Here is a 16,097-nt window from a genome sequence, read left to right as displayed (position 1 = left end):
GCCGAGGCGGCTCATCGGCCGCCGCGCTCCTGCTCGGCCAAGTGGCCGAAGTCCAGGACGTCCTCGGCATGCTCCTGGAGCCACGCGAGCCCGCGGGCACGGTCGTCGGCGCTCGTCCCGGCCGCCATCGACAGGGCCAGGTTGATCGTCTCGCGCTTCGTCCCGGTGCCGAGCTGCCGCTGGGCGAGGGCGAGCAGCGCGTCGTCCAGATCGATGACCATGCGTGTCACGGCGGCCTCCCGGTGGATGTCAGCCAGGATGCCGGTATCCCAACAGGGCTTTCAGAGACCGGTGGTCCGCGGCTCCGCCCGCTCGACACGGACCGCGCACACCTTGAACTCGGGCATCCGGGACGTCGGGTCGAGCGCCGGATTGGTGAGGGTGTTCGCGCGGCCCTCGCCCGCCCAGTGGAAGGGCATGAAGACCGTGTCCGGACGGATCGCGCCGTCCACCCGGGCCGGCGCCACCGCGCGGCCCCGGCGGGAGGTGACGGCGACCGGGTCGCCCTCGGCGACGCCGATGCGCTCCGCCAGGCGGGGGTGGAGCTGCACGAAGGGACCGGGCGCGGCGGCGTTCAGCTCCGCCACCCGCCGCGTCTGGGCGCCCGACTGGTACTGCGCCAGCACCCGGCCGGTCGTCAGGTACAGCGGGAACTCCCCGTCCGGCTCCTCGGCCGCCGGCCGGTGCAGCACCGGCACGAACCGGGCCCGGCCGTCCGGCGTCGCGAACCGGTCGAGGAACAGCCGGGGCGTGCCCGGGTGCGCGGCGGACTCCCCGGCCGGGACGTCCGGGCACGGCCAGAACACCCCGTCCTCCGCCTCGATCCGGCGGTAGGTGATCCCCGAGTAGTCCGCGGGCCCGCCCGCCGACGCGCGGCGCAGCTCGTCGAAGACCTCCTCCGGGTCGGCCGGGAAGCCCTTATCCGTACCCAGTCGCGCGGCCAGCGCGTTCAGCACGTCCAGGTCGCTGCGCACGCCCTCCGGCGGGTCCACGGCCCTGCGCCGCAGCAGCACCCTGCCCTCCAGGTTGGTCGTGGTGCCCGTCTCCTCGGCCCACTGCGTCACGGGCAGCACCACGTCGGCCATCGCCGCCGTCTCCGAGAGCACCACGTCGCACACGGCGAGGAAGTCCAGCGCCGCGACGCGCTCCGTGACGTGCGCCGCCCGCGGCGCGGAGACCACCGGGTTGGAGCCCATGAGCAGCAGGCCCTTCACGTCCCGGCCCAGCGCGTCCAGCAACTCGTACGCGCTGCGCCCCGGCCCCGGCAGGTCGTCCGGGTCGACCCCCCACACCCCGGCCACGTGGGCGCGGGCCGCCGGGTCGTCGAGCCTGCGGTAGCCCGGCAGCTGGTCGGCCTTCTGGCCGTGCTCCCGGCCGCCCTGGCCGTTGCCCTGCCCCGTGAGGCAGCCGTACCCGGACAGCGGGCGCCCCGCGCGGCCCGTCGCCAGGCACAGGTTGATCCACGCGCTCACCGTGTCCGTGCCCTTCGACTGCTGCTCAGGGCCGCGCGCGGTGAGCACCATGGCGTCCGGCACGCCGCAGAACATCTCCACCGCCTCGCGCAGTCGCGGCACCGGCACCCCCGTGATCCGCTCGACCAGCTCGGGCCAGAGCGTCATCGCCGCGGCGCGCGCCTCCGGCCAGCCGGTCGTCCGCTCCGCGACGAAGTCCTCGTCCACGCGGCCCTGCGCGACGACCAGGTGCAGCAGGCCCAGCGCGAGGGCGAGGTCGGTGCCCGGACGCGGCTGCAGGTGCAGGTCGGCGTGCTCGGCGGTGCGCGTACGCCGCGGGTCCACGACGATCAGCCGGCCGCCGTTCTCCCTCAGCTCCGTGAAGTACCGCAGCGCCGGCGGCATCGTCTCGGCGAGGTTCGAGCCGACCAGGATCACGCAGCCGGTCCGCGGGACGTCCGCCAGCGGGAACGGCAGGCCCCGGTCCAGCCCGAAGGCCCTGGAGTGGGCGGCCGCGGCGGAGGACATGCAGAAGCGGCCGTTGTAGTCGATCTGGGACGTCCGCAGCACGACGCGGGCGAACTTGCCCAGGGCGTACGCCTTCTCGTTCGTCAGCCCCCCGCCGCCGAACACACCGACGGCGTCGGGGCCGTGGGCGGCCCGCACCCGGCGCAGGCCTTCCGCGACCCGGTCCAGGGCGTCCTCCCACGAGGCGGGCTCCAACCGCCCGGAGGCGGGGTCCCTGACCAGGGGGCCGGTCAGCCGGACCGACGGGGCCAGCACGGCGGGCGCGGTGCGGCCCTTTCCGCACAGGGCGCCCCTGTTCACGGGGAAGTCCCGCTCCACGACGTCCGGGACGCCCCCGCCCCCGGCGGCGGGGCGGAGGCCCATTCCGCACTGCAGGGCGCAGTAGGGGCAGTGGGTGTCGACGGTTCCGCCGGGGCTCACGCTCATGGCGTCCACGATGCGGCGCCGGTGTTTCGCGTCGCGCCCGTGGGGGTTACGGGGGCCGCACGGGGGGCTCCCCGCGGGGCTGCACCGGTTGTGAGGGTGCGGCGCCGTCGTTGTGTGCGGGTGCGTTGCGCCTGCGGCGGGCGTCCGCCCGCCCTCCCTCCCGATTGCCCGGCGCGATTGGTGCGGGCTTGCGCAAGTTCGTCTGGGGTCGGCGCCGCGCCGGCGCACGTCCTCAACGCTCGCGGTTTACCCCCACATCATTTGGCACCGCACTTAACCGCTCGTCGTTTCCGGGCGCACCCCGACACACCCCCTCCCGTCGTATGAGCGCACAACGGCCGGCTGGGGGTCAGAAGGCAATCCGGGGCGCCCCGAACCGCTCACTGACCCCTACGGCCCCACGGGTCCAGCCCCGCATCATTCGGCACCGGGTCCGCCGCTCGCCCCCCCGGCCTTCGACTGGGTGAGCACCCCGCTACACGCCCTCTTGCCGTGTGGCGCAGAACGGCCGGTGGGGGGTAGTGGAGGCGGTCCGGAGCGCTGCCCGTGTCTGCCATCGAGCCCCGTCCCACCCTGGGCGGCACCCTCCTCGTGCGGGCACGACGGTCGGTGAGGGGTGCATTAGGCAGGTGCGGTGCCCCCGGGCTGCCTTATGGCCACCCACCGGCCGTTGGTCGCCACGGATACGGAGGGGGTGGGGTCGTAGGGGTGGGCGTTCTGGACGCTGACGTGTATTTGATGTGCGGCACAGACGGCACCGACGAGTGGTTGCCCGCCATGCACATAAATATGCGGTACAGAATGCCCACCCCGGAGGCCCCGCCCCCGACCCACCCAACGCACGCGCGCAGGCCCGCACCAACCATGCCGGGCAATCGGGCGGGAGGGCGGGCGGACGCCCGCCGCAGGCGCAACGGACCCGCACACAACCACCGGGCAGCACAGCGCAGCGCAACCGCAACGGACCCGCACACAACCACCGGGCAGCACGGCGCAGCCGCCCCCACAGCGGCGCCGCACACAACCACCGGCCGCAACCACACCCCCGGTCACCCCAGGGCGCGCTGGACGCCCCCCTCACGGGGCCCGAGGAAGCGCGGGTCCGGGGTGAACGCCGCGTCGAAGGCGGCCTTCACCGCTCCCGCGACCTCACGGGTGCCCCCGTAGTACCAGGTCGCGTCGTGCCGCTCGTCGACCCCGATCCCGTACGCCTCGATCCCGGCGGCCCCGCACAACGCCAGCGCCCGCCGTATGTGGAAGCCCTGGCTGACCAGCAGCGCCCGGTCGACGCCGAAGACGCGCCGGGCCCGGGTGCAGGAGTCCCACGTGTCGAAGCCGGCGTAGTCGAGCACGACCTTGTCGCGGGGCACCCCGTGCGCCGCCAGGTAGTCCCGCATCGCGGTGGGCTCGTCGTAGTCGGTGCGGCTGTTGTCGCCCGTGACGAGGACCGCCCGCACCTTGCCCGCCGTCCACAGTTCGGCGGCCGCGTCGAGGCGGTGCGCCAGGTACGGGGAGGGCTCCCCGTTCCACAGGCCCGCGCCGAAGACGACGGCGACGGGCTCCGCGGGGGCGTCCGCCACCGTACGGACCCGGTCGCCCGCCGTGACCTGGAGCCACGTCGCGGGCAGCAGCGCGAGCACGCCCAGGGCCACGGCGGCCCACAGCAGGCGCCGCCGCCCCCGCCGGGACCGGGGCGGACGCGTGAGCCGCCGCAGCCGCGACAGGACGGCCCTCGCACGCGCCCCGGGGGCCTTCCGGTTTCCACTTGCCTCCACGTCCGAGTCGACGTCCCGCACCTCCCTGCGGTTCCATGATGATGATGCGCGACGACCATTCCCGCCTCCCGTTCTTCGTGTACGGGACCCTGCGGCCCGGCGAGATCAACCACTCCTGGCTGCTGCGCGGCCGGACGACGTCCGAGACGCCCGCGGTGCTGCACGGCGCGCTGCTCTTCGACGGCCCGGGCTACCCGTACGCCGTGGCCGACGAGCGCGGGCGTGTGCACGGCGACGTGGTCCATCCGGCCGAGGACCTGTACCAGGAGGTGCTCGCGGACCTCGACCGCCTGGAGGAGTACAGCCCGGGCGCGTCCGGGAACCTGTACGAGCGCGTCGTGCGCGACGTGCGCACCTACTCCGGGCAGACGCTGCCCGCCTGGGTGTACCTGGCGGCCCCGGACCACGAGCGGGAGCTGCGCGAGAAGGGCCGCCCCATCGACGGGGGCGACTGGAAGCGCCGCTGACCGGCGCCCGCCCGCCCCTCACAGCGGGGCGCGCGGGCTGTGATGCGGCGGAAACCGGTCGTCACGCCGGTGCAACGGCCCGGCAACGCCGCCCGGCGACACTCGGTCCATGACGGCCGAGGAACCCGCGCCGCAGGGCGCGCCAGGAGCGGACCACTTCGACAGTACGGCGCAGCTCATGTCCCGGATCACCGAACAGCTCAGCAGCCGGCTGTCCCGGGTGACGCTGCGTGCCGCGCCGCCGCGGCCCCCGGTCCTGGTGGTCGTCGCGCACGGCAGCCGGGACCCGCGGGCGCTGCGCACCGCGCACGCCCTGCTGGACCGGGTACGGGAGCTGCGCCCGGGCCTGTGCGTGCGGCTGGGGCACATCGAGATCGACGAGCCGCCGCTGGACGGCGTGCTGGCGGCGCTGCGCGGCGAGGTGGTCCTGGTGCCGCTGATGCTGACCCGCGGCCACCACGCCAAACGGGACGTCCCCGAGGCGCTGGCGCGTGCCCCGCACCTGCGGGGGCGCGTCGCGGCGCCGCTCGGGCCGCATCCGCTGCTCGCGCAGGCGCTGCACGGCCGCCTGGCCGAGGCGGGCTGGCGTCCGGGCTCCCCGCGGGCCGCCCGGCGCGCCGGGGTGGTGCTGGCCGCCGCCGGGTCCCGGGACCCGGGGTCCGCCCGGGACACCGAGGCGACGGCGGCCCTGCTGCGGGCCCGGCTGGGCGGGACCGTCCCGGTGGTGCCCGCGTACGCGTCCGGGGGGCCGGACGTCGCGGCCGCGGTACGGCGGCTGGCGGCCGGTGGCCGGGACCGGGTCGCGCTGGCGTCGTGCTTCGCCGCGCCGGGCCGCTTCGCCGCGGCGACGGCCGCCGCGGCCCCGGGCATCGCGGCCGCCCCGCTCGGCGCGCATCCGGCGATGGCGGAGCTGGTGCTGCACCGCTACGACCGGGCGCGGACCGGAGCGGCCGGGGGAGCGTCCGGGGGTGCCGCCGCGGCGCAGCGGGCCACGGCGTAGCCACCGGTACCCGGTCGTGACCGCTACCGTCGCGGTATGGACGCGAACCACCCCGCGGCGGCCGACCACGCCCCCTACAGCGAAACCGACACCGAACGCTACGTACCCGAGCCCGACAAGCGGCCCGGCCGCACCTCGTTCCAGCGGGACCGGGCCCGCATGCTGCACTCCGCGGGGCTGCGCAGGCTGGCCGGGAAGACGCAGGTGGTGGACCCGGTCGACGACGCCCGGGCGATCAACAGCAGCCCGCGGACGCGTCTGACGCACAGCCTGGAGTGCGCCCAGGTCGGCCGGGAGCTCGGGGCGGCCCTCGGCTGCGACCCGGACCTGGTCGAGACCGCCTGCCTGGCCCACGACATCGGCCATCCGCCCTTCGGCCACAACGGCGAGATGGTGCTCGCCGAGGTGGCGGCCGGCTGCGGCGGCTTCGAGGGCAACGCCCAGAGCCTGCGCATCCTGACCCGGCTGGAGCCGAAGCGTTTCGCCCACGCCGAGGACGGCACCCTGGTCAGCGTGGGCCTCAACCTGACCCGGGCGGCGCTGGACGCGGCGACGAAGTACCCGTGGCCCCGCGGCGGGCACCCCACCGACCCCAGCAGCCCGAAGTTCGGCGTGTACGAGGACGACCTGCCGGTCTTCGAGTGGCTGCGCCGCACGGCCCCGGCCGGCCGCCCGCTCGGGCAGTGCTTCGAGGCGCAGGTCATGGACTGGGCCGACGACGTGGCGTACTCCGTCCACGACGTCGAGGACGGGCTGCACGCCGGCCACCTGGACCCGGCGGTGCTGCTCGCCGAGCCCGAGCGCCGCGAGATCTTCGCCGTCGCCGCGGCCCGCTACGCCCCCGGCGCGGCCGTGGACGAGCTCGCCGAGGCGCTGGACCGGCTGCTGGACATGGAGTGGTGGCCGCACGGCTACGACGGCTCCGCCATCGCCCAGGCCCGGCTCAAGGACGCCACCTCGCAGCTGATCGGCCGCTTCTGCCTGGCCGCCGAGCGGGCCACCCGGGACGCCTACGGCACCGGCCGGCTCACCCGGCACCGCGCGCAGCTGGTCGTCCCGCGCGACCAGCGGCTGGAGTGCGCCGTGCTGAAGGCGGTCGCCGACCGGTACGTCATGCAGCGCGAGGCGCAGGAGCGGCGGCGCGCCCAGCAGCGGGTGGTCATCGGGGAACTCGCCGAGGCCCTGCTGGCCCGGGCCCCGGAGGGGCTGGACCCGCAGTTCCGCGGCATCTTCGACGCGGCCAAGGACGACCGGGCCCGGCAGCGGGCCGTGGTCGACCAGATCGCCTCGCTCACCGACGCCGCGGCGACCGCCCTGCACGCCCGGCTCACCGCCCCCCGCTGAGCCCCCCGCCGAGCCCCGGCGGGCCCCCGACCGCCCCCGCGCGCCGCGCCGCCCCCGTTCCCGGTCGGCGCGGCGCTCTTCACGTCGGCCCTGCCGTGCGGGACGCTCACATGACTGGCAATTGCCAGAGGGAGGGCCGCCGGGCACCCGAGGACACCAGGGAGGCGCACAGTGGTGGACGCAGACCACACATTCGTCATCGTCGGGGCGGGGCTCGCGGGGGCGAAAGCGGCGGAGACGCTGCGCTCCGAGGGTTTCACCGGCCGCGTGATACTGATCGGGGACGAACGCGACCACCCCTACGAACGACCCGCGCTCTCCAAGGGCTTCCTGCTGGGCAACGAGGAGCGCGACTCGGTCTTCGTCCATCCCGCCGCCTGGTACGCCGAGCACGACGTCGAACTCCACCTGGGCCAGCCGGTCACCGGCCTGGACCGGGCCGCCCGGCGGATCATCCTGGGCGACGGCACCTCCATCCCGTACGACCGGCTGCTGCTGACCACCGGCGCCGAGCCGCGCCGGCTGGACATCCCCGGCACCGACCTGGCCGGGGTGCACCACCTGCGCCGCCTCGCGCACGCCGAGCGGCTGAAGAACGTGCTGACCTCGCTCGGCCGCGAGAACGGCCACCTGGTCATCGCCGGGGCGGGCTGGATCGGCCTGGAGGTGGCGGCGGCCGCCCGCGGCTACGGGGTCGAGGTGACGGTCGTCGAGCCGCAGCCGTGCCCGCTGCACTCCGTCCTCGGCCCCGAACTCGGCGAGGTCTTCGTGGACCTGCACCGCGAGCACGGAGTGCGCTTCCACTTCGGCGCGCGGCTGACCGAGATCACCGGCCAGGACGGCATGGTGATGTCGGTGCTCACCGACGACGGCGAGGAGCACCCCGCCCACCACGTGCTCGCCGCGATCGGCGCCGCCCCGCGCACCGCGCTCGCCGAGGCCGCCGGGCTCGCCCTCGCCGACCGGTCCGCCGGCGGTGGCATCGCCGTGGACGCCTCGCTGCGCACCTCCGACCCCGACGTCTTCGCCGCCGGTGACGTCGCCAACGCCGAACACCCGCTGCTGGGCGGCCGGTTGCGGGTCGAGCACTGGGCGAACGCGCTCAACAGCGGGCCGGTGGCGGCGCGTGCCATGCTCGGCAGGGACGTCGTCTACGACCGGGTCCCGTACTTCTTCACCGACCAGTACGACCTGGGCATGGAGTTCTCCGGGCACGCCGCCCCCGGTACCTACGACCAGGTGCTGGCCCGGGGCGACATGGGCAAGCGGCAGTTCATCGCCTTCTGGCTGCGCGAGGGCCGGGTGCTGGCCGGGATGAACGTCAACGTGTGGGACGTGACGGACACCGTCCAGAGGCTGATCCGTTCCGGCCGCCGGGTCGACACCGACGCGCTGGCCGACCCCACGGTGCCGCTGGCCTCCCTCCTGGAGTGACCGCGGGGGCGACCGCCTAGCATGGCTGCCATGGAGCCCAGGACCGCCGTCGTACCCGTCGAGGAGATATTCGATCTGCGCTGGAGGGTGCTGCGGCCGGGGCTCCCGCGGGAGTCGGCGATCTTCCTGGAGGACGGTCACCCGCTCGCCTTCCACATGGCGGCCTACGGCGGCTACGGCGGCGACGAGGTCGTGGCGTGCGTCACGCTCTTCCCGGAGCGGCTGCCCGGCGACCTCGCGGTCGCGTACCGGATCCGCGGCATGGCGAGCGCCCCCGAGGTCCGCGGCCGCGGTTACGGGGCGGCGCTGCTGCACGCCGCGCTGGAGCAGGCCCGGCAGCGCGGGGCCGAGCTGGTGTGGTGCAACGGCCGCACCTCGGCCCGCGGCTTCTGGGAGGGGCAGGGCTTCACGGCGGTGGGGGAGGAGTTCGTCCTGGAGCCGGCCGGGCCGCACTACCTCTTCGTCGCGAAGCCGGTCTGACCTTCCGCGGACCGCGCCGTAGAATCCTTCCGTGGCTGGGCGGATCAGGGACGAGGACGTCAAGGCGGTGCGGGACGCGGTCCCGATCGACGCCGTCGTCTCGGAGTACCTGCAGCTCAGGAACGCGGGCGGTGGCAACCTGAAGGGCCTGTGCCCCTTCCACGACGAGAAGTCCCCGTCCTTCCACGTGAGCCCGAGCAAGGGGCTCTACCACTGCTTCGGCTGCCAGGAGGGCGGCGACACCCTCGACTTCGTGATGAAGGTCGACCACCTGTCCTTCTCCGAGGCCGTCGAGCGGCTGGCCGCCGTGGCGGGCGTCACCCTGCGGTACGAGGAGGGCGGCTACACCCCGGGCCGCCAGCAGGGCGAGCGGATCCGGCTGATCGAGGCGCACAAGGCGGCCGCGCAGTTCTACGTCGAGCAGCTGGGCGGCGCCGAGGCCGAGATCGGCCGGAAGTTCCTCGCCGAGCGCGGCTTCGACCAGGCCGCCGCCGAGCACTTCGGCGTCGGCTACGCCCCGGCGGGCTGGGACCATCTCGTCCGCTTCCTGCGCGGCAAGGGCTTCACCGACCGCGAGCTGATCGTCTCCGGGCTGGCCAGCGAGAGCCGCCGCGGCGGCGCCATCGACCGCTTCCGCGGCCGGCTGATCTGGCCGATCCGGGACATCACCGGCGAGGTCATCGGCTTCGGCGCGCGCAAGCTGCGCGAGGACGACCAGGGCCCGAAGTACCTCAACACCCCCGAGACGCCGATCTACAAGAAGTCCCAGGTGCTGTACGGCATCGACCTGGCCAAGAAGGAGATCGCCCGCAGCAGCCGGGCCGTCGTCGTCGAGGGCTACACCGACGTCATGGCGTGCCACCTCGCGGGGGTCACCACGGCCATCGCGACCTGCGGCACCGCCTTCGGCGGCGATCACATCAAGATCCTCCGCCGGCTGCTGATGGACAACTCCAACGCCGAGGTCGTCTTCACCTTCGACGGCGACGAGGCCGGTCAGAAGGCCGCCCTGCGCGCCTTCGAGGACGACCAGAAGTTCGCCGCCGAGACCTCCATCGCCATTACGCCCGGCGGCATGGACCCGTGCGACCTGCGTCTGGCCGAGGGCGACGCGGCCGTCCAGCACCTGGTGGACACCCGCACGCCGCTGTTCGCGTTCGCGCTGCGGTCGGCGGTGGCGCGCTACAACCTGGAGACCGCCGAGGGCCGGGCCTCCGCGCTGGAGGCGGGCGCGCCCATCGTCGCCGGCATCAAGAACTCCGCGATCCAGCACGAGTACGCCGTGCAGCTCGCCGGCATGCTGGGCATCCTCGACACCCAGTTCGTCGTGCGCCGGGTGGGCCAACTCGCCCGCTGGCAGCGCGAACGCCGCCAGTCCGGCGGCGCCGCCCAGCCGGGCCGGGGCGCCGCGGCGCGCCCCGACGCGGCCCCGGGCCCCGCCGCGCCGGCCGGTCCGCGCGGGCCTCGGCTGGACATGCGCAGCCCCGCCCACCGGGTCGAGCGCGAACTGCTCAAGCTCGCCCTCCAGCACCCGGAACTGGTCTCCCCGGCCTTCGACGCCTACGGCGAGGACGAGTTCACCGCACCGCCGTACGCCGCCGTGCGCCGCGCCATCGCCGAGGCAGGCGGTGCCGAGGCCGCCGACGCCGAGTTCCTCGTCCGGGTCCGCGACGTTGCCCCGGACGACACCGTGCGCTCGCTGGTGACCGAACTCGCCGTCGAGCCGGTGCAGCACAAGGCGCCGGACATCTACGCCGGCAAGATCCTCGTCGACGTACGCCGCCAGGCGGTAGCCCGCCGCATCGCCCAGCTCAACGCCGACCACACCCGGCTGAGCGCCCAGGGCCCGCGCGCCGACGAGGCCCAGCTCGCCGCCGTCCAGGGCGAGCTGTGGGCGCTCCAGCAGTACGGCCAGCGCCTGCGCGAGCAGGGCGTCGCCGCCCTCTGAACCGGGCCGCGGACGGCCGTCCGGCCCCGGAACGGACGGGGAAGCGGGCGTGACGAGGGGGTTGCCCTCCGTCACAAAAAAGCGGCGCACGACCCTCGTGGGCACGGTGTGCCGTACGCCACACTGGGGGCGGTGCAAGAGTCCTCGGAGCGCGGACTGCCGAGCGGTGTCGACGGTGACACCACCGGAGTACCGCTGACGGCGAACTCACGGACGGGCCGCGGCGAGGGCGTCGCGACCGTTCCGCCGGTGCGCGTCTCCGAGTCCGTGGCTGCGCTCACCGTGGAGGTCGCTCCCGTGCACATCCAGACCCTGACGCCCCCGGCGGCCCCGGCCGACGACCTGCTGGAGCGCGTGCCGGAGCAGAACCACGCCGCCGTGCACCCCGAGGAACCGGCAGGCGAACCCGACGAGGCGGAGGCGGAGGCGGAGGCCCGGGCCGAGGCCGCGGCCGAGGCGGCCTCCGACCCGGACCCCGGGTCCGATCCCGACCCCGGCCCGGTACGGCGGCGTTCCGCCGAGGAGGTCTCCGGCCCGTCCGCCGACCTGTTCCGCCAGTACCTGCGCGAGATCGGCCGGATACCCCTGCTCACCGCCGAGGAGGAGGTCGACCTCGCCCGCCGGGTCGAGGCCGGCCTCTTCGCCGAGGAGAAGCTGAACAGCACCCTGGACCCCGACTCGCGGCTGGCCGTCGACCTCGACCGGCTGGTCGTCCTCGGCCGGATGGCCAAGCGCCGCCTGATCGAGGCCAACCTGCGCCTGGTCGTCTCCGTCGCCAAGCGGTACGTGGGCCGCGGCCTGACCATGCTCGACCTGGTGCAGGAGGGCAACCTCGGACTGATCCGCGCCGTGGAGAAGTTCGACTACGCCCGCGGCTACAAGTTCTCCACCTACGCGACCTGGTGGATCCGCCAGGCCATGAGCCGCGCCCTGGCCGACCAGGCCCGCACCATCCGGGTCCCGGTCCACGTCGTGGAGCTGATCAACCGCGTCGTCCGCGTCCAGCGCCGCCTGCTGCAGGAACGCGGCTACGAGCCCAGCACCGAGGAGGTCGGCGCCCACCTGGAGATCCCCCCGGAGCGGGTGAGCGAGGTGCTGCGCCTGGCGCAGGAACCGGTGAGCCTGCACGCCCCGGTGGGCGAGGAGGAGGACGTCGCCCTCGGTGACCTCATCGAGGACGGCGACGCCGCCTCGCCCGTGGAGTCCGCCTCCTTCCTGCTGCTGCGCGAGCACCTGGAGGCGGTGCTGTCCACCCTCGGCGAGCGCGAGCGCAAGGTCGTCCAGCTGCGCTACGGCCTGGTCGACGGGCGCCCGCGCACCCTGGAGGAGATCGGCCGGATCTTCGGCGTCACCCGCGAGCGCATCCGGCAGATCGAGTCCAAGACCCTCAACAAGCTGCGCGACCACGCCTTCGCCGACCAGCTGCGCGGCTACCTGGACTGAGGACGCGCGAGCCCCCGCCGGCCGGGCCGGCGGGGGCTCCCGTCAGGGCGCGGCGGACGGTCAGTCGACCTCCGCCACCGCTTGCGCGAACTGCGCCGCGTACAGCCGGGCGTAGGCACCGTCCTTGGCCAGCAGCTCCTCGTGGGTGCCCTGTTCGACGATGTCGCCGCTCTCCATCACCAGGATGACGTCCGCGTCGCGGATCGTGGACAGCCGGTGCGCGATGACGAAGCTGGTCCGTCCGTGGCTGAGCTGCGCCATGGCCCGCTGGATCAGCACCTCGGTGCGGGTGTCGACCGAGCTGGTGGCCTCGTCGAGGACGAGGATCACCGGGTCGGACAGGAACGCCCGCGCGATGGTGATCAGCTGCTTCTCGCCGGCGCTGACGCCCGTGCCCTCGTCGTCGATGACGGTGTCGTACCCGTCCGGGAGGGTGCGGATGAAGCGGTCCGCGTGCGCGGCGCGCGCGGCCTCCTCGATCTGCTCGCGGCCGGCTCCCTCGGTGCCGTACGCGATGTTCTCCGCGATGGTGCCGCCGAACAGCCAGGTGTCCTGCAGCACCATGCCGATGCCGGAGCGCAGCTCCTCCCGCGGTACGGACGCGATGTCCGTCCCGTCGAGGGTGATCCGCCCGCCGGTGACCTCGTAGAAGCGCATGAGCAGGTTGACCAGGGTGGTCTTGCCCGCGCCCGTGGGGCCGACGATGGCCACCGTGTGGCCCGGTTCGACGGTCAGCGACAGGTCCTCGATGAGCGGCTTCTCCGGCTCGTAGCGGAACGCCACGTCCTCGAAGCGGACCTCGCCGCGCTGCTCCTTGCGCAGCCCGAGCGACTTCGGCTCCGGACTCTGCTCCTCCGCGTCGAGCAGCTCGAAGACCCGCTCGGCGGAGGCGACCCCGGACTGCACCAGGTTGGACATGCTGGCCACCTGGGTCAGCGGCTGGCTGAACTGCCGGCTGTACTGGATGAAGGCCTGGACGTCGCCGATGGACAGCGCGCCGCTCGCCACCCGCAGACCGCCCACGACGGCGACCAGGATGTAGTTGACGTTCCCGATGAACATCATCGCGGGCTGGATGACGCCCGAGATGAACTGCGCCCGGAAACCCGACCGGTAGAGCGCCTCGTTCTGCTCGCGGAAGGCCTCCGCGGACTCCTCCTGGCGGCCGAAGACCTTCACCAGGGTGTGCCCGGTGTACATCTCCTCGATGTGGGCGTTGAGCTTGCCCGTGGTCCGCCACTGCTGCACGAACTGCGGCTGGGCCCGCTTGCCGACCGCCGTGGCGACGAACACCGACAGCGGCACGGTCACCAGCGCCACCAGCGCCAGCAGCCAGGAGATCGAGAACATCATCACCAGCACGCCCACGATCGACAGCAGCGCGAAGATGATCTGCCCCATCGTCTGCTGCAGCGTCTGGCCGATGTTGTCGATGTCGTTGGTGGCCCGGCTCAGCACCTCGCCGCGTGCCTGCCGGTCGAAGTACGACAACGGCAGCCGGGCCAGTTTCGCCTCGACGTCCTGGCGCAGCCGGAACACGGTGCGCTGGATGACCGTGGTCGCCAGCCGGCCCTGGACGATCGCGAAGACCGCGGCCACCACGTAGATCGCGAGGGCGGTCAGCAGCACGTGGCCCACGGCGTCGAAGTCGATCCCGGCGCCGGGGGTGAAGTCGGCGGACTGCAGCAGGTCGGCGAGGGTGTCGTTGCCCTGCTGCCGCAGGTGCTCGATGGCCCCGGCCTTGTCGGTGCCGGCGGGCAGCGAACGGCCCAGGACCCCGGCGAAGATCAGGTCGGTGGCCTTGCCCAGGATCCGCGGGCCGATGACGTTGAGGGCGACCCCCAGCGTCGTGCAGGCCAGCATGGCGACGACCAGGGCGCGTTCCGGACGCATCAGCCCCAGCAGCCGCTTCCCGGAGCCCTTGAAGTCCATGGACCGCTCGGTGGGCTGGCCGCTCATGAACCGCATCGGTCCCGCCGCGGGTGCGGGCCCCCTGCGGGGCGCGGGGACGCTCATGCCGCCTCCTGCTCGGTGAGCTGGGAGAGCACGATCTCCCGGTACGTGGGATTGCCGTCCATCAGTTCGTGGTGGGTGCCGGTGCCCACCACGCGGCCCTCGTCGAGGACCACGATCCGGTCGGCGTCGCGGATGGTGCTGACCCGCTGCGCGACGATCACGACCGTCGCGTCCGCCGTCTCCCGGGCCAGTGCCCGGCGCAGCGCGGCGTCGGTGGCGTAGTCCAGCGCGGAGAAGGAGTCGTCGAAGAGGTAGACGACGGGCTTGCGGACCAGGGCCCGCGCGATGGCGAGGCGCTGGCGCTGGCCGCCGGAGACGTTGGTGCCGCCCTGGGCGATCGGGGCGTCGAGCCCGGAGCGGCCGTCCTCCTCCGCGAGCCGTTCGACGAAGTCCTTGGCCTGCGCGATCTCCAGGGCGTGCCAGAGCTCCTCGTCGGTGGCCTCGGGGTTGCCGTAGCGCAGGTTGGAGGCGACCGTCCCGGAGAACAGGTACGGCTTCTGCGGGACCAGGGCGACCGTCTCGGCCAGGTGCACCGGGTCCAGTTCGCGGACGTCGGTGCCGTCGATCAGCACCTGGCCGCCGGTGGCGTCGAACAGCCGCGGCACCAGCCCCAGCAGGGTCGTCTTGCCGCTGCCGGTGGAGCCGATCACCGCCGTGGTCTCGCCGGGCCGGGCGATCAGGTCGATGCCCCGCAGCACCTCGGCCTCGGCGCCCGGGTACGCGAAGTCCGCGGCCCGCAGCTCCAGCTCGCCGCGCCGGGACGGCAGCCGCACCGGCTCCGCGGGCGGGACGACGCTCGGGTCGGTGCCCAGCACCTCCTCGATGCGCTCGGCGCAGACCTCGGCGCGCGGCACCATCATCACCATGAAGGTGGCCATCATGATCGACATCAGGATCTGCATCAGGTAGCTGATGAACGCCGTCAGCGCGCCGATCTGCATGCCGCCGCTGTCGATCCGGTGGGCGCCGAACCACAGCACGGCCACGCTCGTGATGTTCACGACGGCCATCGCCACCGGGAACATCAGCGTCATCGTCCGCCCGGCGCGCAGCGCGACGTCGGTGAGGTCGTCGTTGGCCTTGCGGAAGCGGTTCTGCTCGAAGTCGTCCTTGACGAAGGCGCGGATGACCCGGATGCCGGTGATCTGCTCGCGCAGCACCCGGTTCACCGTGTCCAGCCGCTCCTGCATGGAGCGGAACAGCGGACGCAGCGTGCGCACCAGCAGCAGCACCAGCACGCCCAGCACCGGCACCACCGCCAGCAGCAGCGAGGACAGCGGCACGTCCTGGCCGAGCGCCATGATGATGCCGCCGAAGCACATGATCGGCGCGGAGACCATCAGCGTGAAGGTCATCAGCACCAGCATCTGGACCTGCTGGACGTCGTTGGTCGTCCGGGTGATCAGCGAGGGGGCGCCGAACTGCCCCACCTCGCGCGAGGAGAAGCGCTGCACCCGGTCGAAGACCGAGGCGCGGATGTCCCGGCCGACGGCCATCGAGGTGCGGGCCCCGTGGTAGGTGGCGCCCACCGAGCAGGCGAGCTGGACGAGGGTCACGGCGAGCATGACGCCGCCGATGCGGAGGATGTAGCCGGTGTCCCCCTTCACGACGCCTTCGTCGATGATGTCGGCGTTCAGGGTGGGCAGGTAGAGCATGGCGAGGGTCGCCACGAGCTGCAGTACGACGAGCACGGAGACGGCGCGCCGGTAGGGCAGGAGATGGGACCGGAGGAGACGGATCAGCACGACGGATGACCCTATAGTCCGATGGTTGCCGCAGGCACTC

General features: G+C 73.8%; 12 protein-coding genes. 7 read left to right on the top strand and 5 right to left on the bottom strand.

Translation table 11 applies throughout. The features are described 5' to 3' along the window. Positions 1–11: 11 nt before the first annotated feature. From ABZ479_RS12410 to ABZ479_RS12400, 3 genes are all read right to left on the bottom strand, one after another. Entirely contained in the window at positions 12–221 is a 210-nt protein-coding gene (locus ABZ479_RS12410; RefSeq protein ID WP_500461687.1) for a type II toxin-antitoxin system VapB family antitoxin, read from the bottom strand. Between the two features lie 60 nt (positions 222–281). Further along, positions 282–2,405 carry a molybdopterin oxidoreductase family protein gene (locus tag ABZ479_RS12405; protein ID WP_500461549.1) on the bottom strand — a complete coding sequence of 708 codons (2,124 nt, stop codon included), beginning with the start codon at positions 2,403–2,405 and terminating at the stop codon, positions 282–284. A 1,049-nt stretch (positions 2,406–3,454) separates the two neighbouring features. Beyond that, positions 3,455–4,120: a SanA/YdcF family protein gene (locus ABZ479_RS12400; protein ID WP_500461686.1), complete on the bottom strand. Its 666-nt coding sequence runs from the start codon at positions 4,118–4,120 to the stop codon at positions 3,455–3,457. A gap of 104 nt (positions 4,121–4,224) precedes the next feature. Here ABZ479_RS12400 and ABZ479_RS12395 point away from each other — a divergent pair, with 104 nt between their 5' ends. From ABZ479_RS12395 to ABZ479_RS12365, 7 genes are all read left to right on the top strand, one after another. Beyond that, complete coding sequence (locus ABZ479_RS12395) at positions 4,225–4,647, top strand: gamma-glutamylcyclotransferase family protein (protein WP_500461548.1); 423 nt, start codon at positions 4,225–4,227, stop codon at positions 4,645–4,647. Positions 4,648–4,756: 109 nt separating this feature from the next. Beyond that, entirely contained in the window at positions 4,757–5,647 is an 891-nt protein-coding gene (locus ABZ479_RS12390; protein ID WP_500461547.1) for a sirohydrochlorin chelatase, read from the top strand. A gap of 36 nt (positions 5,648–5,683) precedes the next feature. After that, the gene (locus tag ABZ479_RS12385; RefSeq protein WP_500461546.1) at positions 5,684–6,991 is read left to right on the top strand and encodes a deoxyguanosinetriphosphate triphosphohydrolase; all 1,308 of its coding nucleotides are present in this window, start codon (positions 5,684–5,686) and stop codon (positions 6,989–6,991) included. A 171-nt stretch (positions 6,992–7,162) separates the two neighbouring features. Next, on the top strand, positions 7,163–8,425 hold the full coding sequence (locus tag ABZ479_RS12380; RefSeq protein ID WP_500461545.1) for an NAD(P)/FAD-dependent oxidoreductase: 1,263 nt from the start codon (positions 7,163–7,165) through the stop codon (positions 8,423–8,425). A gap of 30 nt (positions 8,426–8,455) precedes the next feature. Next, entirely contained in the window at positions 8,456–8,905 is a 450-nt protein-coding gene (locus ABZ479_RS12375) for a GNAT family N-acetyltransferase (RefSeq protein WP_500461544.1), read from the top strand. Positions 8,906–8,936: 31 nt separating this feature from the next. Then, positions 8,937–10,853 (top strand): DNA primase, encoded by a 1,917-nt coding sequence (dnaG, locus tag ABZ479_RS12370; protein ID WP_500461543.1) that lies wholly within the window; start codon positions 8,937–8,939, stop codon positions 10,851–10,853. 132 nt (positions 10,854–10,985) lie between these two features. Continuing rightward, positions 10,986–12,296 carry an RNA polymerase sigma factor gene (locus ABZ479_RS12365; protein ID WP_500461542.1) on the top strand — a complete coding sequence of 437 codons (1,311 nt, stop codon included), beginning with the start codon at positions 10,986–10,988 and terminating at the stop codon, positions 12,294–12,296. Between the two features lie 60 nt (positions 12,297–12,356). Here ABZ479_RS12365 and ABZ479_RS12360 read toward each other — a convergent pair whose 3' ends face one another. Together ABZ479_RS12360 and ABZ479_RS12355 are read right to left on the bottom strand one after the other, a co-directional pair. After that, positions 12,357–14,312: an ABC transporter ATP-binding protein gene (locus ABZ479_RS12360; RefSeq protein WP_499598788.1), complete on the bottom strand. Its 1,956-nt coding sequence runs from the start codon at positions 14,310–14,312 to the stop codon at positions 12,357–12,359. Further along, the gene (locus ABZ479_RS12355; protein ID WP_500461541.1) at positions 14,309–16,057 is read right to left on the bottom strand and encodes an ABC transporter ATP-binding protein; all 1,749 of its coding nucleotides are present in this window, start codon (positions 16,055–16,057) and stop codon (positions 14,309–14,311) included. Before ABZ479_RS12355 ends, ABZ479_RS12360 begins: the two co-directional genes overlap by 4 nt. Positions 16,058–16,097: the final 40 nt, after the last annotated feature.

The organism is Streptomyces sp. NPDC005722 (assembly GCF_040630935.1).
In the GTDB taxonomy this organism is placed as follows: Bacteria; Actinomycetota; Actinomycetes; order Streptomycetales; family Streptomycetaceae; genus Actinacidiphila.
This window is presented reverse-complemented; position numbering and strand designations above follow the sequence as displayed.